The sequence below is a fragment of the Flagellatimonas centrodinii genome (assembly GCF_016918765.2).
GTDB classification, from domain to species: domain Bacteria; phylum Pseudomonadota; class Gammaproteobacteria; order Nevskiales; family Nevskiaceae; genus Polycyclovorans; species Polycyclovorans centrodinii.
Window position 1 is genome coordinate 2,629,353 of sequence record NZ_CP092104.1, and the last position, 20,158, is coordinate 2,649,510.

General features: G+C 66.5%; 30 protein-coding genes. 22 read left to right on the forward strand and 8 right to left on the reverse strand.

Annotated features, from left to right (window positions below; translation table 11 throughout):
- The 7 genes from JN531_RS12615 to JN531_RS12645 are packed head-to-tail and all read right to left on the reverse strand — an operon-like array spanning position 1 to position 2,273.
- Positions 1 to 321, reverse strand: coding sequence for a hypothetical protein (locus JN531_RS12615; RefSeq protein ID WP_228349214.1), 321 nt, complete (start codon positions 319 to 321; stop codon positions 1 to 3).
- Positions 318 to 479, reverse strand: coding sequence for a hypothetical protein (locus JN531_RS12620; protein ID WP_228349215.1), 162 nt, complete (start codon positions 477 to 479; stop codon positions 318 to 320). Before JN531_RS12620 ends, JN531_RS12615 begins: the two co-directional genes overlap by 4 nt.
- Complete coding sequence (locus JN531_RS12625) at positions 476 to 706, reverse strand: hypothetical protein (protein WP_228349216.1); 231 nt, start codon at positions 704 to 706, stop codon at positions 476 to 478. The genes JN531_RS12620 and JN531_RS12625 overlap by 4 nt, the downstream gene beginning before the upstream one ends.
- 4 nt (positions 707 to 710) lie before the next feature.
- Positions 711 to 1,523, reverse strand: a complete 813-nt coding sequence (locus tag JN531_RS12630) for a hypothetical protein (RefSeq protein ID WP_228349217.1) — start codon at positions 1,521 to 1,523, stop codon at positions 711 to 713.
- On the reverse strand, positions 1,520 to 1,783 hold the full coding sequence (locus JN531_RS12635; RefSeq protein ID WP_228349218.1) for a hypothetical protein: 264 nt from the start codon (positions 1,781 to 1,783) through the stop codon (positions 1,520 to 1,522). Before JN531_RS12635 ends, JN531_RS12630 begins: the two co-directional genes overlap by 4 nt.
- Entirely contained in the window at positions 1,783 to 2,007 is a 225-nt protein-coding gene (locus tag JN531_RS12640) for a hypothetical protein (RefSeq protein WP_228349219.1), read from the reverse strand. Before JN531_RS12640 ends, JN531_RS12635 begins: the two co-directional genes overlap by 1 nt.
- Positions 2,004 to 2,273 (reverse strand): hypothetical protein, encoded by a 270-nt coding sequence (locus tag JN531_RS12645; RefSeq protein WP_228349220.1) that lies wholly within the window; start codon positions 2,271 to 2,273, stop codon positions 2,004 to 2,006. Before JN531_RS12645 ends, JN531_RS12640 begins: the two co-directional genes overlap by 4 nt.
- Positions 2,274 to 2,585: 312 nt before the next feature.
- Here JN531_RS12645 and JN531_RS12650 point away from each other — a divergent pair, with 312 nt between their 5' ends.
- Positions 2,586 to 2,999 carry a hypothetical protein gene (locus JN531_RS12650; protein WP_239795302.1) on the forward strand — a complete coding sequence of 138 codons (414 nt, stop codon included), beginning with the start codon at positions 2,586 to 2,588 and terminating at the stop codon, positions 2,997 to 2,999.
- Between the two features lie 13 nt (positions 3,000 to 3,012).
- On the opposite strand, the gene JN531_RS12655 is transcribed toward JN531_RS12650, so the two are convergent.
- The gene (locus tag JN531_RS12655; protein WP_228349221.1) at positions 3,013 to 3,498 is read right to left on the reverse strand and encodes a helix-turn-helix domain-containing protein; all 486 of its coding nucleotides are present in this window, start codon (positions 3,496 to 3,498) and stop codon (positions 3,013 to 3,015) included.
- Between JN531_RS12655 and JN531_RS12660 the strand changes: the two genes are divergently transcribed.
- The 21 genes from JN531_RS12660 to JN531_RS12760 all read left to right on the forward strand — a co-directional run bounded on the left by JN531_RS12660 (position 3,497) and on the right by JN531_RS12760 (position 20,151).
- A complete protein-coding gene (locus JN531_RS12660; RefSeq protein ID WP_239795303.1) occupies positions 3,497 to 3,742 on the forward strand; it encodes a Cro/CI family transcriptional regulator in 246 nt (81 codons plus the stop codon). The genes JN531_RS12655 and JN531_RS12660 overlap by 2 nt on opposite strands.
- A gap of 267 nt (positions 3,743 to 4,009) precedes the next feature.
- Positions 4,010 to 4,585, forward strand: coding sequence for a DUF8585 domain-containing protein (locus tag JN531_RS12665; RefSeq protein ID WP_228349223.1), 576 nt, complete (start codon positions 4,010 to 4,012; stop codon positions 4,583 to 4,585).
- A 446-nt stretch (positions 4,586 to 5,031) separates the two neighbouring features.
- Positions 5,032 to 7,407 carry a DUF5906 domain-containing protein gene (locus JN531_RS12670; RefSeq protein WP_228349224.1) on the forward strand — a complete coding sequence of 792 codons (2,376 nt, stop codon included), beginning with the start codon at positions 5,032 to 5,034 and terminating at the stop codon, positions 7,405 to 7,407.
- Positions 7,408 to 7,767: 360 nt separating this feature from the next.
- Positions 7,768 to 8,373 (forward strand): hypothetical protein, encoded by a 606-nt coding sequence (locus JN531_RS12675; protein WP_228349225.1) that lies wholly within the window; start codon positions 7,768 to 7,770, stop codon positions 8,371 to 8,373.
- Positions 8,370 to 10,346, forward strand: a complete 1,977-nt coding sequence (locus JN531_RS12680; protein ID WP_228349226.1) for a phage terminase large subunit family protein — start codon at positions 8,370 to 8,372, stop codon at positions 10,344 to 10,346. Before JN531_RS12675 ends, JN531_RS12680 begins: the two co-directional genes overlap by 4 nt.
- A gap of 14 nt (positions 10,347 to 10,360) precedes the next feature.
- Complete coding sequence (locus JN531_RS12685) at positions 10,361 to 11,122, forward strand: hypothetical protein (protein WP_228349227.1); 762 nt, start codon at positions 10,361 to 10,363, stop codon at positions 11,120 to 11,122.
- Complete coding sequence (locus JN531_RS12690) at positions 11,119 to 11,454, forward strand: Mor transcription activator family protein (RefSeq protein ID WP_228349228.1); 336 nt, start codon at positions 11,119 to 11,121, stop codon at positions 11,452 to 11,454. Before JN531_RS12685 ends, JN531_RS12690 begins: the two co-directional genes overlap by 4 nt.
- Positions 11,455 to 11,522: 68 nt before the next feature.
- On the forward strand, positions 11,523 to 12,110 hold the full coding sequence (locus JN531_RS12695) for a glycoside hydrolase family 108 protein (protein ID WP_228349229.1): 588 nt from the start codon (positions 11,523 to 11,525) through the stop codon (positions 12,108 to 12,110).
- A 15-nt stretch (positions 12,111 to 12,125) separates the two neighbouring features.
- A complete protein-coding gene (locus JN531_RS12700; RefSeq protein ID WP_228349230.1) occupies positions 12,126 to 12,350 on the forward strand; it encodes a hypothetical protein in 225 nt (74 codons plus the stop codon).
- Positions 12,328 to 12,804, forward strand: a complete 477-nt coding sequence (locus JN531_RS12705) for a hypothetical protein (RefSeq protein ID WP_228349231.1) — start codon at positions 12,328 to 12,330, stop codon at positions 12,802 to 12,804. Before JN531_RS12700 ends, JN531_RS12705 begins: the two co-directional genes overlap by 23 nt.
- The gene (locus tag JN531_RS12710) at positions 12,794 to 13,072 is read left to right on the forward strand and encodes a hypothetical protein (RefSeq protein ID WP_228349232.1); all 279 of its coding nucleotides are present in this window, start codon (positions 12,794 to 12,796) and stop codon (positions 13,070 to 13,072) included. The genes JN531_RS12705 and JN531_RS12710 overlap by 11 nt, the downstream gene beginning before the upstream one ends.
- 67 nt (positions 13,073 to 13,139) lie before the next feature.
- Positions 13,140 to 13,346, forward strand: coding sequence for a hypothetical protein (locus JN531_RS12715; protein WP_228349233.1), 207 nt, complete (start codon positions 13,140 to 13,142; stop codon positions 13,344 to 13,346).
- Entirely contained in the window at positions 13,346 to 14,995 is a 1,650-nt protein-coding gene (locus tag JN531_RS12720; protein ID WP_228349234.1) for a phage portal protein, read from the forward strand. Before JN531_RS12715 ends, JN531_RS12720 begins: the two co-directional genes overlap by 1 nt.
- A complete protein-coding gene (locus JN531_RS12725; protein WP_228349235.1) occupies positions 14,988 to 16,352 on the forward strand; it encodes a S49 family peptidase in 1,365 nt (454 codons plus the stop codon). Before JN531_RS12720 ends, JN531_RS12725 begins: the two co-directional genes overlap by 8 nt.
- A 15-nt stretch (positions 16,353 to 16,367) precedes the next feature.
- Positions 16,368 to 16,727 (forward strand): head decoration protein, encoded by a 360-nt coding sequence (locus JN531_RS12730; RefSeq protein WP_228349236.1) that lies wholly within the window; start codon positions 16,368 to 16,370, stop codon positions 16,725 to 16,727.
- A 15-nt stretch (positions 16,728 to 16,742) separates the two neighbouring features.
- The gene (locus JN531_RS12735; protein ID WP_228349237.1) at positions 16,743 to 17,759 is read left to right on the forward strand and encodes a major capsid protein; all 1,017 of its coding nucleotides are present in this window, start codon (positions 16,743 to 16,745) and stop codon (positions 17,757 to 17,759) included.
- 64 nt (positions 17,760 to 17,823) lie between these two features.
- Positions 17,824 to 18,153 (forward strand): hypothetical protein, encoded by a 330-nt coding sequence (locus JN531_RS12740; RefSeq protein WP_228349238.1) that lies wholly within the window; start codon positions 17,824 to 17,826, stop codon positions 18,151 to 18,153.
- Positions 18,150 to 18,575, forward strand: a complete 426-nt coding sequence (locus JN531_RS12745; RefSeq protein WP_228349239.1) for a hypothetical protein — start codon at positions 18,150 to 18,152, stop codon at positions 18,573 to 18,575. Before JN531_RS12740 ends, JN531_RS12745 begins: the two co-directional genes overlap by 4 nt.
- Positions 18,572 to 18,817 (forward strand): hypothetical protein, encoded by a 246-nt coding sequence (locus JN531_RS12750; RefSeq protein ID WP_228349240.1) that lies wholly within the window; start codon positions 18,572 to 18,574, stop codon positions 18,815 to 18,817. The genes JN531_RS12745 and JN531_RS12750 overlap by 4 nt, the downstream gene beginning before the upstream one ends.
- On the forward strand, positions 18,814 to 19,755 hold the full coding sequence (locus JN531_RS12755) for a phage tail tube protein (RefSeq protein ID WP_228349241.1): 942 nt from the start codon (positions 18,814 to 18,816) through the stop codon (positions 19,753 to 19,755). Before JN531_RS12750 ends, JN531_RS12755 begins: the two co-directional genes overlap by 4 nt.
- 9 nt (positions 19,756 to 19,764) lie before the next feature.
- On the forward strand, positions 19,765 to 20,151 hold the full coding sequence (locus tag JN531_RS12760; RefSeq protein WP_228349242.1) for a hypothetical protein: 387 nt from the start codon (positions 19,765 to 19,767) through the stop codon (positions 20,149 to 20,151).
- Positions 20,152 to 20,158: the final 7 nt, after the last annotated feature.

Here is a 20,158-nt window from a genome sequence, read left to right on the forward strand (position 1 = left end):
TCAGGCGCCAGTGCCGGGCTGGTAGCACGCGCTGCAGATGTCGCCAGCCGTGTTGACCCAGTGGCAAGGCTCACCGGTGCGCTGGATGCACTGGCGGCAGTCGTCGTTGGTGCAGCCGCAGACCCGGCAGGTGCGCGGCATGCACACGCAGCAGACAGTGGCACCGTCGGTGGCCTGGTACACGCCGGCGCCCTGGCAGTGATCGCAGCCGACTACGGCCCCGGTATCTGTCCAGCGCTGCTGGCCATCGCGCCCCATCGCCCAACTGCGCATCGCCCCGCGCTCGATGTCGAACTGCGTGCCAAAGCCGCCGGTGATCATGCGCGGGCACTCTGGGCGGGCACGGCAACTAGGCCCTGGCGCGTCTGCCGCAGTGTGTAGCCGGCGGCGACCAGCGGGCGGGCAACATCCGCCAGCCGCGTGCGCGGCGGGTAGTGGGCGGCGCGGATGGGGCGGCCGGGCGTGCTGATGGCGCTCATGCCTGCGGCCTCAGCTTGGCGAGCAGGTCGCTGATTGCGCTGCCGCCGCCGCTGGCGGTGCCGGCGCAATTGAGCGCGGCGTCCAGGCGGGCGATCTCGGTGTTGCGCTGCTGCAGGGCATCGGCCAGGCGGACGACATCGCGTGCCTGCTGGTCGGCGACACGGCGGAAGCCGTTGACAACCTCGGTGGCGCGCTCGCGAGCTTTGGCGATTTGATCGGGTGACATGACGCTACTCCTTGATGTTGTTGCCTGGCTGGGGCAATGCGGTGGCGGTGAGCAGGTAGCGGCGCCCGGTTTCGCGGTGGCGGCAGTCGGCAATGACCAGGCGGGCGCTCACCTCCGGCGGCAGCTTTTCGGTAAACGCGATGACATCGAAGCCGTGCGCGGCGGCGGCGTCCCACAGCATTTGGGCGCTCGTTTCCCCGCGCCCTGGGCGTTTCGCTGTGCCGGCGATGCGGGGCGGGTCCAGTGCTTCGGCCAGGCGGTTGGCGAGCAGCAGCTGCTGACGCGCCTGGGCGATGTGGTAGCGGGCGAGGGGGTCATTGGTGCCGGCTGCGACGCTGGCCTTGATGGCGTTTGCTGCCAGCCCGGCGTGCAGGGTGCGCCGGTTGCGGAACGTGGCGGCGGCAGTTTTCCGTTCCGATGAGTGGCTGACGCGAGTGAAATCGCGGTACATCTCTTCGTAGCTCCTGCCGCGGGCGCAGGCAGCGAGTCGGCTCGCCCAGAATGCGATGGGTTCTTTGATGGGCCCGGCCACAGCCGGCGTTACCGGGGCAGCGCGCCCCCCGCCGGTTCCGCCGGCGAAAGGCACGTACTGGCGCATTTCGGCCAGGGCCTCGCCGTCGTACAGGTGACGGCGGCTGATGGAATCGTCGCTGCTGCCATTGGGCGTGTGCGTGTAGATGACGCCGGACATGAGGCCGCGCGGGTTGTAGGTGAAGCGGCAAAGCGCCCGCAAGCGCGTGCGGTCCGCATAGATGTAGAGATGGCGGACTTCGGGGCTCTGCCGATTCGGCCCAATCCAAAGGTAGGGGGAACTCACGTCGCGCCCCCTTTTTCGCCGGCGAAAGGCACGTACTGGCGTAGCTCGGCGCGGGCCTCGTCGTCGTAGACGTATCGCTTGCCGACGATCGTGCTGCCATGCCTCCGCCGGTAGATCACGCCGCAGGCAGACCGCCGGCCGCGGCGTGACACCGTGAAGTGGCAGATGGGGAAGCAACGCGTGCTGTCGGTGTAGACGCCCAGGCAGCTGCTGGTGTTGTCCAATGGATGAGGGGCGATGCGGATGTAAGCGCCGGCCATCACGCGTTGCCCTCTACCTTGCGGACCAGCTCGTAGCTTTCGTAGCCAACAAGCCGGGCGAGGCGCTCGTACCAGCGGGTGGGGGCTACGCGCTCCCAGGCGTAGGCATCGGCGAGCTGGATGCCTGCGGGCAGCTGCTGGCGGATCTGCTGCAGGGTGTCGAATGCGATGCGCCGGCTGTCAGCGCGCAGCTCTACCTGCAGGATGATGTCGCCGCCACTCATGCGCGCTGCGCCCGGCGGCTGCGGCGAGCCATCTTGTTGCGGGCGCGGCGCTTGTCCAGCGCCTTGCGCTTCGCCACGGCGTACTGCATTTCGTTGGCGGCAGCGCGGCGCGGGTTGCGGCGCCACTCGGCCCGGATGACCTGCGTGGCGAGGCGGCGGGCGGCCTCGTAGCGGTAACCGGAGTTACGGGCCGTTGCCCGGTCGCTGCCGGCAAGCGTGAAAAGGGGGTTGCTGTAAACCTGGCTGTTCTGGACGGTGGCTTTCATGGCTCACTCCGGTGGGTGTGAGCGGAAAGTAACTAGAGTTACATCAGAATGTCAACCCGGGTTACAGACAGGCATGTAACCACGGTTAACTCGACGCCTTTGCAGCGTTGCCGGTGCGCGGCCCGCGCTGTAGTGTTTGCTGTATCGAATCGCACGGAGCGGCAGATGGCGAATGCAACGAAATGTGGGGCCTGCGGCACGTGGGTTGACGCGCAGATGAGGGGCTGCCCGAAGTGCGGGGCGCCAGCTATTGCAGCAGGCTCGCGGGAGCAGGCCCCAGTTGGCGGCGGCGGGCTTGGGCCGGCGTTAGCGATGGCGTTGGTGGTGGTGTTGGTGATGGGAGGCTTCGGCTACCTGCTGCTGAAGCAGGGTAGGGCGTCTGCCCCGCCACAGAAGGCGGTGTCAAAGCCAGCCGCACGCTCGCTATCTGAGCTTGCTGATGAGCTTGAGGCCAGGAACCGCCTGAGATACCCCTACGGTGCGGACCTTGACCTGAGCCGCCTCACGGACGATAAGCGGCGATCAATGTGTGGCGACGATTTCGGGAAGATTGCGAACGGTTGGCCGCTGCAGAAGGCACTTGTGTGCGCTGGGCCCGTCGAGAAGGTCAGTGAGGCTGGCGCCGGGAGTAACTCGCTCGCGATCTACCAACGTTGCAGCACCTACGGCGGCTGCATTACGTTCAGCGTGAGCGGTGGGGTTGTGTCAACCTGGAGCAGGTTCTAAACGCGTACCTGACTCAGGCGGCGCGGCGGGTTGCAAGATGCTTGGCGAGTGTGCGTAACACGGCGACGTCATCTTCGTTGATGGCGCCCACCGATATGGCTTTGTGCAGATCGTCCAGGAGCCGCAATCCCCAGCCGGGCAGGGCGCCTCTCGCTGAGTATTGAGATCCAGGCTCTTCTTGTACGCGATTTGGATGGTTGCCGGGCTCCTGCGCGCCGAGTATCTCGCTGCGCGGCATGCCCAAGCCGTGGGCAAGCGCATCGAGGTTTCTTTCTTTGATCTCGATGTTGTCGTCGGCTTCCCACTTGAGGATTGCCTGGCGTGTTACCCGGCGTATCGGGCCCATCGCGCGCGCAAGGTCTTCGTGCGAGTACCCGAGGTCCTCGCGCCGCTTGCGAATACGATTTCCTCGGCCCGGCCACATGTAACAAAGGTTGACAGATCCGTGCGTAACTGAGGTTGACGGAGCGGTGTAACTGCGGTTACAACTGTCAGCCATGACGAAATCCCAAGCCATTTCCGCGTTCGGCACGGTTGCGAACCTGGCCGGTGCCCTCGGCATCAGCCGCCAGGCTGTTTACAAGTGGCCCGAGCGCCTGCACCAAGACTGCGCCGACCGTATCGTCGGCGCGGCTATTCGCACGCGGCGTGACCTGGGGCTCCTCGGCATTTCGGCTCACGGCGCGCTCACGCCTCCAGCTGCAGCTGCCAACAGCGCCACTGAAATGCGAAGCGCTGCATGAATCCAGCGCAATCCCCTGGGCATCCAAAGTGTGGCCCGCGTCCGCCGGGCCTCGATGCGTTGTTCTGCTCCTACGTGACAGCGCCTCGGAACGAGCAAGCCCGGGCCGGCCCGGGTGCGGTTGTGGGCAGCCGGCACATCTCCTCCCTCGCAGCCCCAGTGGCTGCCTGGTCTTTCCGGCCGCCATAGGGCGGCCGGGCTTTTTGAGTGAGAGAAGACGGGCGGTGTCCATGCCCGAAACGGTAGACCAGCTGAGGAGCAGCCCAACATGACCCATCGCCCACACGAAACCCGTGCTGAGTGTGTGTGGAGGCACATCCTGGAGGCCCGATACGCGGGGCGCCATGCGATGCTGCCGTATGCCGTCGAGGTAGTGATGCACTACCACGCCACGGTGCCCGACATCGCGCGCACGGTGGTGTTCCGAGTTGTCGACGGCGACTACACCAGCCGGGGCGACCGCTACTGGCAACAGATCACGCGGATGCTGATGGCCGAGGTGGACAACACGCGGCTGCCGGCGGATCTCGAGGAGTCGCTGGTGCTGTGCCTGCCGCAGCCCTACCGCGACCGCTGCATTCAGGCACTCGCAGCGCGATACAACCTGCTCGCTGTGCCGATCCCTGACGACACGCCAGTTGGCCACATGGCCAGCGTGGCTGATTTCACCGGTGCGGCTGGCGGTGTGCTGAGCCGGCTGGCCGAGGTGCTGGATGACCAGGTCATCGATGAGCGGGATGCCGAGAAAGCACCCGGCACCCTGGTGGCGGTGGACAAGGCGATCGGCATTTTGCAGTCGATACGTTCTCGTCTCGTGGCAGTCACCGGGCTGGGAGGGCAGTAGCGTGGATCTCGCAGACCGGGCGTCGCCATACCTCGAAGCCGTTGACCAGGAGATCCACCGCAGGGCCCGACAGACCGAGCGACCGCGCGGGCCGGAGTGGTGCATCACCTGCGGAGATGACATCCCGGCCCGTCGGCGAGACCTGGGCTATGCGACCTGCGTGCCGTGCGCCGAGCGAGACGATCGCCGCCGCGCCCACTTCCGCCGCTGACCGCGTATGCCGACCCCCGCCCCCATGAAGGCCAAAGAGGCCCGTCGCTGCATCATTGCGCCACTTGCGCGGGCGCTTGCGCATGTCTTCCGCCCTCACCGACAGCAGCCGGTTACGGGTCCTTCCTCCCCAATCCGCTACGCGGGTAATTCGCACCCCGTTTTGTGGGTAGGTAGCGGGGGGCTAAGTTACTGAAATGGCAGGGCAAACGAACCTGCATGATGCCGTGTCCCAGATGCGCCTGGTCGGGCTGCTGGTCGACGAACATGACCTGCGGATCGGCAAGCTGCACCGCGTCCGCGTCGAGGGCGAGGGGCGCGAGAAGAAGGGCTGGTACTACCTGCACGAGGTGACCGCCGGTGACGGCGACCTGCTGATCGTCGGCAGCTTCGGCGTGTTCCGCGGGGCGGACCACGACAAGCATCAGGTCAAGCTGCCGCGCGACGAGCGCATGAGCCGCGACCAGATCGAGTCGCTGCGCCGCCGGCTGAAAGAGGACCGCAAGCGCGCCGAGCAGGACCGGGCGCGGGAGCACGAGCGCGCCGCCCTGGCTGCAGCCGCTGCCTGGGCCAAGTGCAGCGAAGATGGCGACGCCGAGTACCTCCACCGTAAGGGGGTGGGGGCGCACGGCGTGCGTTTCTCGCCGGGCGGCGCGCTGGTGATCCCACTGATTGACACCGGCGGCAAGATCCACGGCCTGCAGGTCATCCGCAGCCGCGCAGCAGCCAGGGGCGACAGGCGCAAGGAAAAAGAGTTCTGGCCGGCGGGCCTCGCGGTCAAGGGTCATTTCCACCTGATCGGGACGCCAGTGTGGGTGGTGATCATCGCCGAGGGATACGCCACCGCCGCGAGCATCCATGAGGCCACCGGCCTGCCGGTAGCCGTCGCCTGGTCAGCCAACAACATCGCAGCCGTGGCACGCGAGCTGCGCCAGCGGTACAAGCGCGCGCGCATCCTGATCGCCGGGGACGACGACAACCTCCAGAAGTGCCGCGACCCCGACTGCAAGGCGCGGATCGTGCTCAACGATCACCCGAAGGTCTGCCCGCACCATGGCGGCGAGCACCGCGCCACCAACGCCGGCATGGTCAATGCCAGCGCAGCTGCGATGGAAGTGGGCGGGGCCTGGCTGCTGCCGACGTTCTACGACGAGGCCGACCGCCGCCGGCGCTTCCTCGAGCGCGGCGCCAAGGTGAACGACTTCAACGATCTGCACGCCGCCGAGGGCCTCCACCTGGTGCGGGTGCAGATCGAGCGCAAGCTCCACGAACTGGGCTGGGCGCCCCCCCGCGCGCGCTCCACCACCGAACACGAGGGGCCGGGGAAAGCGCCGCTGCAGCCGATCGAAACCCTCGATGAGTTGCTCGAGCGATACGCCCTGGTCTACGGCGCGGGCGGCACGGTGTTCGACCGGCAGGAGCATTGCATGCTCGCCCTGGGCGACATGCGGGACGCCTGCATCACGCGCGACCTGCACCGCGCCTGGGCCGAACACCCGGACCGGTCTATCGTCCGCCTCGAGGAGGTGGGCTTCGACCCCACCGGCCTCGACGACCGCATCCAGTGCAACCTGTGGGGTGGGTGGCCCACGGTCCCGCGCGAGGGCAAGTGCGACCGCCTGCTCGAGCTGCTCTATCACATGTGCACCGCCGAAGCCGAGAACGTCGACGGCCTATTCCAATGGGTGCTCAAGTGGATCGCGTACCCGCTGCAGCACCCGGGCGCCAAGATGAAGACGACCGTGGTGATCCACGGGCCGCAGGGCACCGGCAAAAATATGTTCTACGAAGCGCTGATGAAGATCTACGGCGAGTACGGCCGCATCATCGATCAAAGCGCAATCGAGGACCGGTTCAACGATTGGGCCTCGAAAAAGCTGTTCCTGATCGCCGACGAAGTGGTCGCGCGGTCCGATCTCTACCACGTCAAGAACAAGCTCAAAGCATTCATCACCGGCGACAACATCCGCATCAATCCCAAGAACATGGCGGCCTACAACGAGCGGAACCACGTCAACATCGTGTTCCTCTCGAACGAGCAGATGCCCGTCGTGCTCGAGGAGGACGACCGCCGGCACGCCGTGATCTGGACACCGAAGAAGCTCGGCGGCGACTACTACCGCGCGGTGCTGCAGGAGATCCAGGACGGTGGTATCGCGGCGCTGCATCACTACCTGCTCAATCTCGACCTCGGCGAATTCGATGTCGGCACCCTGCCGCCGATGACAGCTGCCAAAGCGGAGCTGATCCAGCTCAGCCTGGACAGTACCTCGCGGTTCCACGCCGAGCTGACCGCTGGCGAGATCGGCGGGGTGAGGGCGGGTGCTGTTTTGTCGCAGGACCTGTACGAGCTGTACAAAAGCTGGTGCAACCGCAGCGGGCACCGAGCAGCACCCATGCCCAAGCTCGTCAGCGTCCTCAAGCGGCGGCACGAGGTGCCGGATGCGCGCAAGCGCTACCTCGGCACTGTCGGCATGGAAGGCCCCCACGGCATCCTGTTTTTCAATGGCGCCGAGTGCCCGCCGGGCGCCACCGAGGCAGCGTGGCTCGGCGAAGAGATCCGAGGCTTTCGCCTGGCCATCAACGACTATAAAGGGGGCGCCCATGCGTGACCGGGCGCGTCCACCCGTGCGGCATGTGCGGCATCCTGTGCGGCATGCTGTGTGGCATGAAACCTATATGGGGCGGGGATTGTGCGGCATGTGCGGCATGCAGCGTGCGCCCGCATGTGCGCCTGCGCGTGCCCGCGCGTGTGCGCAGCGCGCGCCCGCGAAGGCGCACATGCCGCACATGCCGCACAGCGCCCGCCGCTGCGTTGTTTCATGCCGCACGGCATGCCGCACGGCATGCCGCACCGGCGCACCCATCGTGGTCCACGTGGAACATCGACCGATCCGTAGGCGTACTTTTTTCGCGCGCGCGTCTTTTCACTCCATTGCGTGCTCGAAAGAAAATGTTGTTGGAGGTTGTAAATGAGCGGGGGCGCCATTCCTGCGGCGTGTGGCCTCAAGGCGTTCGCGGCTATTGCCGGCTTCAAGCCCAGCTACATCACCCAGCTCAAAAAAGATGGGCGCCTGGTGCTCACGCCGGACGGGCGGCAAGTGCGGGTTGCGGAATCGCTGGCGCGCATCAAAGAGACGCGCGACCCGTCGAAAGAGGGCGTCGCCAACCGGCATGCTGCCGCCCGCGCGTTGCCGCCAGCGCCGCCGCCCGAGGCGCCAGAGCGGGGTGATGACGATACGGGGGCGATCCCCGCCGACCCCGCGCCGGGGACTGGGCACTACCAGGAGGCTCGCGCAAAGCGCGAGCACTACCTCGCCCTGGCGGCGCAGCGCGACTACATGATCAGCATGCGGGATCTATTGCCCGCCGGCGAAGTGGAGGCATACCTGGCCGATGCAGCAACTCAGCTGCGCGCGCGGCTCGAGGGCCTGGCCGTGTTGCTCGCCCCGCAGCTGGCTGCGGAACGTGACGAGCACCGCTGCCGCGCCATCGTCGCGGATGCTGTTGAGCGTGTGCTGCACGAGCTGGAGCGCCAGTTCCTCCGCATTTCCGCTGACGAGGGCGCGAAGGGATGAGCGGCCCGGTACCCGCGCTGGCCGGTGTGCTTGCACGCGCCGCCGTGCGCGAGCGGCTCGGCGCCGTCATTGGCCGCGCCGTTGCGCCACGCAAGCCGTTGACCGTCAGTGAATGGGCCGATGCAAACCGGCACCTGTCAGCCAAAGACAGCCCCGAGGCGGGGCAGTGGCACACCTCGCGCAATCCCACGCTGCGCGAGCCGATGGACTGTTTCAGCACGCGCTCGACCGTTCGCGATGTCGTGCTGATGTTCCCCATCCAGTTTGGCAAGACGCAGATCGCGCTCAACGTGCTCGGCTACTGCATGGACCATGACCCCGGCCCGGTGATGTACGCATTGCCGGGCGAGGTCTCCATGAACAAGTGGATCGACCAGAAGTTTCAGCCCACGCTTGATGAGACGCCGGCAATGTCGCGGGCGCTCAGCACGACGAATAGCCGCGATGCATCGAACCGCCGCGAGTTCAAGGATTTCATCGGCGGCCAGCTCTACATCGAGCACGCCGGCTCTCCGTCTCGACTCAAATCCACCAGCGTTCGCACGCTTATTGTCGACGAGCTGGACGAGTTCGCGTCGACGCTGCGCGGGGGCGATGACCCGCTCGAAATGCTCAAGGGCCGCACCTCGGCGTTCCGCAGCACCTATCGCCGCCTGTATATCTCCACCCCGCAGCTGCAGGGCGTAAGCCGCACCGGCCACCTGTGGGACGAGAGCGACCAGCGCCGGTACCACGTGCCATGCCCGCACTGCGAGCACGAGCAGCCGCTGGAGTGGGGCGGGCTGCACTGGAGCACCGACGCCACCGAATGCTGGTACGCCTGCCGCGAGTGTGGCGCTACCATCGAGGAGCACCACAAAGACGCGATGATCGCGCGCGGTCGGTGGGTCGCGACCTACCCCGATCGAAAGACGCGGGGCTATCACCTCAACGCGCTGTATTACCCCATGGGCCTCGGCCCGCGCTGGCTCGATCTCGTCGAAATGTGGCGCGACGCCCAGGGCGACCCGGCCAAGCTCAAGGTTTTTGTCAACGATCGCCTGGCCGAGCTGTACGAAGACCCCGCGATGCGGGCGGTCAAGCACAACGTCATCGCCGATCGGGCCGAGCCCTACAAGCTGCGCACCGCGCCCCTTGGTGTGCTCGCCCTCACGGCCGGGGTGGACACGCAAGACAACCGGCTTGCGGTGCACGTAGTCGGCTGGGGCAGGCGGCTGGCTGCATGGACGCTGGACTATGTCGAGCTGCCCGGCGACCCGGCCGAGGAGGCAGTGTGGCTCGCGCTCGTTGATCTACTCAACCGCCCCATCGAGCACGCCAGCGGCACCACATTGCGGCCGCTGGCCACCGCCATCGATGCCGGCGGCCACCGCACCGAGGCGGTGAAGGCGTTCGTCCGTGCGCGGCGCATTCCGCGGCCAATGGCGATCTTCGGCGCCAAGGCGAACAACGCGCCTATCCTGAGCAAGGCGCGCGCCATGGACGTCAACTGGCTGGGCCGCACCGACCGCAACGGCGTGATGATCCACCACGTTGGCTCCGTCGCCGCAAAGCACTGGTTGTACGCGCGGCTCTCCACCGATGCCGAGAAAGCAGACGCCGATCAGCGCCTTGTTCATTTCCCGGACGAGCTGGACGAGGACTTCTTCGGCGGCATGGTTTCCGAAGTATTCAAGCCGGACAAGGGCCGGTTCGAGAAGCGCCGCGGCGCCAAGCGCAACGAACCACTGGATACCTGGGTCTACGCCTACGCTGCCGCGCATCACCCGGAAGTCCGCCTGCATCGGTTTACGCACGCGGACTGGGATGCTGCCGATGCGCGATTGCGCGCCTCAGCCGCTGCCGCAACGAGCGCGGCTTTCGCCGGCGAAAGTGCCGCCGCCTCGGCGCCGGTCGATGTTGATCCCCTCGCCGCAGCTGAGCAGGACCGCCTCGCGCGGTTCCGTGCGCTCGGCGCTCGCAATCGCCGCTAATCGGAGCCGTCATCATGCTGACCATTTCACGAGACCTGGCGGGCCCCGCGCTGCGAGAGATCGAGGCATTCGAAAAGCAGCAGCGATTCGCCGAACGCTTGGCGCTGACGCGGCTCTCGATTGAAGTGCAGAAGGCCGAGCAGGTCGCTATCGCCACTGTGTTCGACCGACCCAGCAGCTTCACCCAACGCTCCGTGCTCACGTTCGCACGACAGGAGGCCGGCGGCAACGGATTCGTGCGCGTGGTGAAGATCCGCGACCAGGCCAGCGGCGGCACCGCGCCGGACCGGTATCTCGCGCCCCAGGTCCACGGCGGCGAGCGCTCCGCAAAGCGCTTCGAGCGCGCGTTTCGGTTTGTTGATTTTCGCAACAACGCATTCCGCGACGACCAGCTCTTCGCGGTGCCCGGCAAGGGCGCGCGGCTCAACCGCTACGGCAACCTCAGCCAGGGCACGTACCAGCGCATCCTGTCGGCGCTGCGCATGCATAGTGACGATGCGTTCAACAGCAGCGCCCGCAGTCGCCGGCGCAACAAGAAGCTCCCGCAGTATTTCCTCGGCAAAGCCGGCAAGGGCAGGCGGACGCTCGCGATCTGGGAGCGGCACGGCCGCGGGCAGCGCAGCATCAAGCCCGTCCTCATCGCCGTCGAGAAAACGAACTATCGCAAGCGGTTCCCGTTCTTCGATATCGGCGCACAGGTCATGCGCGGCCGACACAACGAGGTTCATGCCGCCGCCCTGGATGAAGCGCTGCGGACAGCGCGGAGCGGCCGATGACCAGCTCCGCCAGTGCTCGCACGGAACTTGACGACACCGACGATCTGCGGCCCGTGCTCGAACGCAACATCGTCGCCGTGCTCGCCGATCGGTGCGGCATGGACCCGGCTCGCGCGACACAGCTCGCCCGGGAGTCGATCGCGCGCACGCAAGGCGATGTCGGCGGCCGCCGGGTCTATCTGCGAGTGCTCAATCGGCAAGTGCGCGACCAGGCGATGCGGCTCGCGTTCGACGCACGGCGGCGAGATGCCAGTATCACCGAGAACATGGAGATGACCGCACGGGAGTTCGGTGTCTGTCAGCGGACCGTGCGCCGAGTCTGTTGCAGCTGACCGCACCAGATAGAAAGTGACAATCCTTGCCTAGTTTTGTCACATGACGTCGCGGCACCCTGCCGTGCATGAAATCGCCTCGTTCGATCATCGACGACATCATCCGCGCCGAGGGTGACCGCTATACCAACGATCCCAGCGATAGCGGCGGGCCGACACGCTGGGGGATAACCCAGGCGACGCTTTCGCGGTACCGGGGCAGGGCGGTGACGCCGAATGAGGTGGCGGCGCTGACGCGCGACGAGGCGGCGCAGATCTACGAGCGCATGTACTGGATCGACCCGGGCCTGCATCTGCTCGGCGAGCACTCGATGTTGATCGCGGCCGAGGTGATGGACACGGGCGTCAATTGCCCGATGCGGGCGGCGGTGACGATGCTGCAGCGGCAGCTCAACGTCCATAATGATCGCGGCCGCCATTACGCCGACCTGGTGGTCGACGGGCGGTGCGGCGCGAAAACGGCGGAGGCGCTGCAGGCGTTCCTCGCGCGGCGCGGCACGCTCGGCGAGCAGGTGCTGTTTGTCGCGCTGAACGGCATGCAGGTCGCGTACTACACCGAGCTGGCCGAGCGCCGGGAGAAAGACGAGCGGTGGCTGTGGGGCTGGCTGCGCGTTCGCGTGGCCGACCAGGTGCGCGAGGGTATCGGCCATGGCTGATCAAGCGTGCCCGCAATGACGCACCGCGACCGCCTGCTGCGCGGCATCACCGGTACTAAATTCATTCTGTGCTTCGCCGCGCTCAGCGGCTCAATGCTGGGCGCGTTGCTGGGTTGGCTATCGGGTGCGGAATGGGTGGCCACCGTCAACATCACCCTCGGCATATTCGCCGGCTCCAACGTCGCCGCGACGTTTGCCCACAAACCGGCCGCAAGTGATGCCGCACCTCGCCTGGATTAAGGGCCTGTGGGCGGCGCGCTGGCAGGTGCTGGCAGCGTCGCTGGCCGTGGCGGTGGCGGTGCAAACGCTCCGGCTCGGCAGTGCCCTGGATGCGCTCACCGCGGCCGACGCCGTGCAGGAGGCCGCGGCCGCCACCAGCGAGGTGCGCGGCCTGCAAACCGGTATCGAGGAAACCCGAACTTTTGAGGACACCGTTGATGAAAATCGCCCTGTTGTTGAGCGCGTTGTTGAGCGTGTCGTGCGCCAGTGCGCCCCGCGTGATCCGCCAGTGCCCGAGCGCCCCAGTCGAACTGATGCGGCCGCCGCCGCCGCTGGAAACCATGCGGCAGACCGCAACGCTTTCGCCGGCGAAAGGGCATTCGCACTTGCGGTCGCTGTAGATCTCGAAAGCTGCGCGGTGGAGCTGGAACGGTTCCGCGCGCTGCAACGCTGGGTGCTGCGAAATGGCGGCTGAGGTTCTCGCTGTAGAGGTGCCGTTCTCGTTGATCCTGACGGCGTTCGTCGGCCTGCTACTGGCGGCCGTGGGGTGGTTCCTGCGGCTGACGTTCACCCAGATACAGGCCGGGATGAATGAGCTGTTTACCCGCATGCGATCGACAGAGACCAATCAGGCCACGACGACCGAGTGTGTGCGGCATCTCGAGGCCTCGGTCGAGCGACTCAGCAAGCGCCTGGAGGCGCGTGATCGCCTCCACCAACAGCGCCAACATCCCAATCAATAAGCGATTTTTCAGAAAGTGACAATCTTTGCCTAGTTTTGTCACATGACCCCGCCGCAGCCTATGCGGCATGGCAACTCCCACCAACGCTGAGCTCCTCCAGACCGCCCGCGAGCAGCTGCAGCTCGCCCTGGCCGGCAAGCGGTTTCGCTGGGCGGGGCGCGAGCACGAAGCGCAGGACGTGGGCGTGCTCACCAAGTTTATTGGGTGGGCCGAGCAGCAGGTGGCGCGTGATGCCGCCTGCACGCGGCGCCGCTTCATTTCGGTGAGCTTCTGATGCAGGCCGGCGCCGCTACCGCACCGTCGTTGGTCGACCACCAGGGCCGGCCCATGGCCTCGGCCATTCGCGGGCAGGGCGCCGCGCATCACGCTGCAGATCATCAGCGGACGGAGACCCGGCACTGGGCGCCGATGCTGAGCTCGCCGGATGTCGAGGTGCTGCCGGAGTGGGGCGACATCGTGGCGCGCACGCGCGACCTGATCCGCAACAACGGCATTGCCAGCGGCGCGGTGCAAACGCATGTCGACAAGGTCATCGGCACCAATCTGCGGCTGAGCGCAAAGCCGGACTGGCGCGCGCTTGGGCTGTCGGCCGAGTGGGCTGACGAGTGGCAGCGCAACGTCGAGGCCAAGTGGCGGCAGTGGGCCGACGATGTCGACTGCTACTGCGATGCGCGCCGCCGGCTCACCTTCAGCGGCCTGCTCGCCCAGGGCTACCGCAGCTACCTCAGCAACAACGAGATGCTCGCGACCCTGGAGTGGCTGCCGCGCAGCAAACACCACTACGCCACGACGGTGCAGATGATCGCGCCGGAGCGGCTGAGCAACCCCGGCGATGCCACCGACCGCGACCGCTTGCGTGGCGGGGTGGAGATGGACGAGCACGGCGCGCCGCTGGCCTATCACATCCGCGCCGGACACCCCAGCGAGTACTGGTACGACACGGTGAGCAATGGCCGCCGCTGGCGCCGGGTGCCGGCGGAAACCGCATGGGGCCGTCGCCAGGTCATCCACGTGTACGACGCCGAGGTCGGCCAGACTCGCGGCAAGAGCGTTTTCACGTCGATCTTGCCGAAGGCGAAGATGCAGGATCACTGGCAGAAAGCCACGCTGCAGGCGGCGGTGATCAACGCCATGTACGCGGCGGTGATCGAGACCAGCATGGGCTCGCCCGAGATTATTGCCGCCCTCGGCGGCAGCGATGCTCAGTCTGCGATCAGCGGATTCATGGATATGCAGGGCGCCTACCACCAAGGCGCCGATATCCGTTTCGGCAGCTCCGGCATCGCCCATCTGGTGCCCGGTGAAAAGCTGACGCTCACCGCGCCGCAACAGCCGGTGGCTGCATTCGAGCAGTTCGAGGCTGCCGTCAACCGGCACATCGCCGCCGGGCTCAACATGAGCTACGAGGAGCTGACGCGCGACTACACGCGCACCAACTACTCCAGCGCGCGCGCCTCAATGCTGGAGGGCTGGCGATTCTTCATGGGCCGCCGGCATCACATTGCCGGCCGCTTTGCCACCCAGGTGTATGCGGCCTGGCTCGAAGAGGCCATCTCGCGCGGCGACGTGGAGGTGCCCACCGGCGCGCCCTCGTTCTATGAGGCAAAGAGCGCCTGGACGCGCTGCTTGTGGATCGGCGCCCCCAAGGGCCACATTGACGAGCTGAAGGAAATGAAGGCGCGCACCGAGGCGCTGGACCAGGGCACCACCACCCTCGAAAAACTGTGCATGGAGCAGGGCGAGGACTGGGAGGAGGTGATGGAACAGCGCGCCCGCGAGGAGCGCAAGCGCATTCAGCTGGGCCTGCCCGCGCGGGTTCAGCGTGCCGCCAACGGTGCCGCTGCGCGCATGGACGACCCCCAACCCGACGATGACCCCGACGCGGCTGACCGCGCCGAGCGGCAGGAGCTGGCCGATGCGTGAGCGCATGAACTACCCGATGATCGCTGCGCGGGTGTTCAACACCCCACTGCTGATCGCCCAGGCGAAGGCCGACATCATCCTCAGCGTGCTCAGCGAGCGGCTGGGGTTTGAGGCCGCCGCGCCGCAAGAGCCGGTGGAGACGCAAACGCCTGACGCTGCCGCAGCCACATTCCGTAGCGCCGGCTTCTCGTATAGCGACCGTGGCTATTACCTCCGCGACGGCATTGCTGCGATCCCGGTGATCGGCACGCTGGTGCAGCGCGGCGGCTACCTGGGCTACAGCGGCATGACCAGCTATGACGCCGTCGAGAGCATGTTCAACGCCGCGCTCGCCTCGAGCGAGGTCGAGCAGATCCTGTTCGAGGTGGACAGCCCCGGCGGCGAAGTTGCGGGTGCATTTGATCTCGCGGCGCTGATCCATTCGGCGCGCAACACCAAACCCATCACCGCCATCGCCAGCGAAATGGCCGCGTCTGCTGCCTACCTGCTCGGCAGCGCGGCCGGCTCGATGTGGGTGGCGCGCAGCGGCTACACCGGCTCCATCGGCGTGGTCACGGCCCACCTCGATGTCAGCGAGGAAATGGAAAAGCGCGGCCGTGCGGTCACGTGGATCTACGCCGGCAAACACAAAGTCGACGGCCACCCCTATGCAGCACTGCCGAAAGCGGTGCGCGATGACATCCAGGCGGACATCGATCGCCTGTACGGCATGTTCACCAGCGCCGTGGCCACGCATCGCGGCATGAGTGAGGCCGCCGTGCGCGCCACCGAGGCGCGGGTGTTCCTCGGCCAGCTCGGCGTTGATGCCGGCCTGGCCGACCGGGTTGGCTCGTTCAACGAGTGCGTCGAGCACCTCCTGTCCCAATCAACACGGTTTGGCGGCCGTTCATTCCGCCTGGCATCCCACTCTCAATCGGAGAAAACCACGATGAGTGAAAAAGAGAACGGCGCGGCCACCATTACCGCGCAGCAGCTGGAAACGGCCAAGGCCGAAGCGAAGGCGGAGGGCGTGAAGGCTGGCGCCGCTGCCGAGCGGACGCGTATCGCCGGCATTCTGAATCACGCCAACGCCGAGGGCCGCGCCGACATGGCGAAGCATCTGGCGTTTGAAACCGACCAGACCGTCGAGGCCGCCAGCGCGCTGCTCGCAGTGTCGCCCAAGGCTGCCGCCACTGCGGCTGCCCCGGCCGATCCGCTGGCCGCCGCCATGGAGCGGACCGGCACGCCTGCTGTGGGCGATGGCGGGGCTGATGCGGCCGCAGCTGCGGCTGCTACCCAGGGCGGCGGCGCGGTGATCAACGCCTCCGACATTTTCGCCAAGCGCGCCGCGACGTTTCGCGGCGGCCAGTCGGCATAACCGGGAGTAACTGACATGCAGATCGAACCCAACCACCCGGGCGAGCACATCGTGAGCGAGGCCAACGGCATGCGCTCGCGCGAGTCGGACACGCTGGCCGAAGGCCAGAACCTGCAGGCCGGCACCGTGCTGGGGCGTATCACCAGCACCGGCTTGCTGACCCAGCTGGCGCCCGCCGCCGAAACCGGTGAGGAAGAAGCCGTCGGCGTGCTGTTTGCCGCGGTTGATGCCAGCGACGCCGACACGTCGTGCGTTGTCCACGTTCGCGATTGCGAGGTGGATGACCAGGACCTGGTGTGGCCCGAGGGCATCAGTGGGCCCAACAAAGAAACTGCCGTCGGCGAGCTGCTCGCGCTCGGCATCATCGTTCGCTAACCGGAGTCACCCGAAATGAATCTCGACGTTTTCAATGCGACCTCCGGTGCGTTCAGCATGCGGGCGCTCACGGCGTCCATCAACGCCATGCCGTTTGTGCCGGGCCAGATCGGCCGGCTTGGGCTGTTCAACGAGCGCGGCATCAGCACCACGCAGATCAGCCTGGAGCGCCGCGACGGGCAAATCTACCTGGTGCCCGCCGCCGACCGCGGCGCGCCCGCCAAGCAGAATCAGAAGAACGGGCGCAAGTTGGTGCCGATTAACGCCGTACATCTGCCGGTCGAAGACGTGCTGCAAGCTGACGAAGTGCAGAACGTCCGAGCCTTTGGCTCCGAGAGCGAGCTGCTCGGTGTGCAGGAAAAGGTGAACGAGAAGCTGGAGACCATGTCGATGTCGCTCGAAGCCACGCTCGAGCACCATCGCATGGGCGCGCTCAAGGGCATCGTCCTCGATGCCGATGGTGCCAGCCCGCTGTACAACCTGTTCACCCTGTTCGGCATCAATCAGCCCGCCGAGGTTGATTACGATCTCGATGCCGCATCGCCCGCTGCCGGCGCCGTTCGCAAGAAGATCAACGCGACGATTCGCGGCATCGAAGATGCGCTAGGCTCGGCCACGTACACCAGTATCCACTGCTACTGCGACAGCGCGTTCTTTGACGCGCTGGTATCGCATGTCGAGTGCGTCGCGGCGTATGAGCGCTGGCAGAACGGGCAGGCGCTGCGTGAGCGTTCGGCGCGCCGCACCTTCCACTACGCCGGCATCGACTTCGAGGAGTACCGCGGCAGTGTCGGCGGCGTGCCCTTTATCGGCGCCGGCAAGGCGCAGTTCTTCCCGGTGGGTGTGCAGCGGCTGTTCGAGACGGTGTACGCGCCGGCGAACTGGATGGAGACCGTCAACACCATGGGCCTGCCCAAGTACGTGAAGGCGACGCCGGACAAGAAGGGCCGCTGGGTGGAGCTGGATGCCCAGTCGAACCCGGTGACGTACTGCACCCGGCCGGAAGTGCTGTTCCGGGCGAAGATGACCTGAGTGCCAGCCCCGGCGTGAGGCACGGACGCCACACGCCGGGGCAGCCTTCTGACACGACGACGCCATGACGCTCGCCACCCATTTCAACGACTCGCTGCAGGGCGCCATGCTGGCGCGCCTGGGCGAGCCGGTGCGCCTCACCTGGCCGGGCAACAGCGCGGACACGAAGGCGGTGGTGGATGAGCGCTTCGCGGATGCCGGCGACGACTTTGCCGTTGGCACCCTCGTGTACACGCTGGAGCTGCTGCAATCGGCCTTGCCGGCATTGACGCGCAAGCAGATGAGCGAGCAGCTCAGCGTGACGCTGTTGGCGCGGCCCAACGAAACCGAGCTGAGCATCGGTGACGTGCAGGCCATGGGCGCCGGCGTGACGCGGCTGGTGTGCACGCGATGAGCAGCACCATCGAGCTGCTGGACCCGCGCGCGATCGCCGACTGGCTGCAGCCAACGCTGCTGGCGTTGGGCTGGTCGCGGGTGGATGTCGCCGTCACGTTGCAGCCCGACCCGGAACTGACCGACACCCCGGCGCTGTATGTCGTGCCGCTGAAGGACAAGGCCTTGAGTGCCGAGTCTGGTTACGGCACCACGCTCACACAGCAGGACATCGAGGGCCAGATCGGCCTGCAGATCGTATGCCCCAGCAGCGAGCTCATACAGCGTCGTCGCGAAGCCGCCAGCGCCACCCACGGCAAAACGCTGCCGGGCACGCGCTCGGTCGCGCATTTCGTCGAGGGCGAAGTGCTCGCGCTCGACCGCAGCAAAACCTGGTGGGTGGATGTGTACGCCACCCGCACCTACTGGAGATCCACGCCATGAATACAGGCGGACGTTTTTATCTGCGCAACGGGAAGCGCGTGCAGGAGACCGATGCGGCCTCACGCAGCGCAACCGAGACGAGCGCCCCGGCGCGAGATTCTTCGCCGGCGAAAGCGAAGCAGCCCCGCGGCGCCCGGTTCGGCGATGCCGATGCCGATGCCGCTAGCGCCGGCGCGAAAGCGAGCTCACCCCCGGCATCTGACACCACCACCCCCAACAACAACGAGGAACCCACGTCATGAGCAACAAGCTCTACAACAAGCGCCTGCTGATGGCCAAGATCGGCGCGGGCGAATACCCGACCGACGCCGTGCCCACCGCGGCAGACAACGCGATTCTCACCAGCAACCTGAAGTTCCAGCCGTTCCAGGGCGCGACGGTTGTGCTGGACTACGACCGGCGCAATCTCGGCGCGGGCAAGAGCATCTACACCGGCACCCACGCCAAGCTGACCTGCGATGTCGACATCAGCGGCGCCGGCGCCGCGGGCGATGTACCGCCCTGGGGCGCGCTGCTGCGCATGTGCGGATTCTCCGAGACCGTTGAAGAGGGTGTGAGCGTCGTCTACGCGCCCGTCAGCGAGGGTTTCGAGTGGGGCACGATGTACTTCAACCACGACGGCAAGCTGCAAAAGATGCAGGGCGTGCGCGGCAACGTGTCGTTCGGGCTGACGAAGGAAGGCCTGCCGAAAATGAGCTTCGAGTTCTGGGGCCTGTGGAACGCAGCCCCCACCGCCGTTGCATTCGGCGAGCCGGACTTCGATGCCTTCGTCGAGCCGATCCCGGTCAATGCCGTGAACACGCCGACGTTTACGGTTGACGCCTTCGCCGCCAATGCTGAGTCGTTCACTTTCAATGCGGGCTGGACGGTGAGCTACCGCAATGTGGTGGGCAACGAAGCCGTGCTCATCACCGACCGCGACGGCAGCGGCGCGATGACGCTCGAAACCGTCGCCCTTGCGGACTACGACTTCTACGAGACGGTGCGCGAATGCGAGGTGGTGCCGATCAACCTGGTGCATGGCACCGAGGCCGGCAACATCGTGCAGTTCGACGCCAAGGCGCAGCTGATGATGGGCGAAGACAGCGACAGCCAGGGCCTGTCGGTCACGCCCTTCAACCTGCGCCTGGTTCCCACCCTCAACGATGGTGATGACGAACTCATCATCACCGTGAAGTAAGGGGGCGCCATGGCACTGAAACTGAAGCGTGGACAGAAGAACCAGGTGTGGGAAGACGTGGTCGTGACGCACCGCGACGACCTGGGCACAACGTTTGAGGACACGTTCCAGGTCCTCGTGCGGCTGCCGGCCGATGTCGACGAGCTCGAGCAGGAAGCCAAGGCACTGACCGGGACGCAGGATGACAAGGCGCTGCCGCCGTTGTCAGCGGTCGACTACCTGGAGGCGAACGTGCTCGGCTGGCGAAAGCTCGAAAGCGCTGATGACCAGGAGATCCCGTACACGCCCGAGAACTTCGCGGATCTCGTGGCGCTGGTGCCCTACCGGCGCGAGCTGATGAATGTCGTCAGCCGAACCCGACGCAAGCCGGGCGAGTCGCAGCGAAAAAACTCCTAGCGTTCGC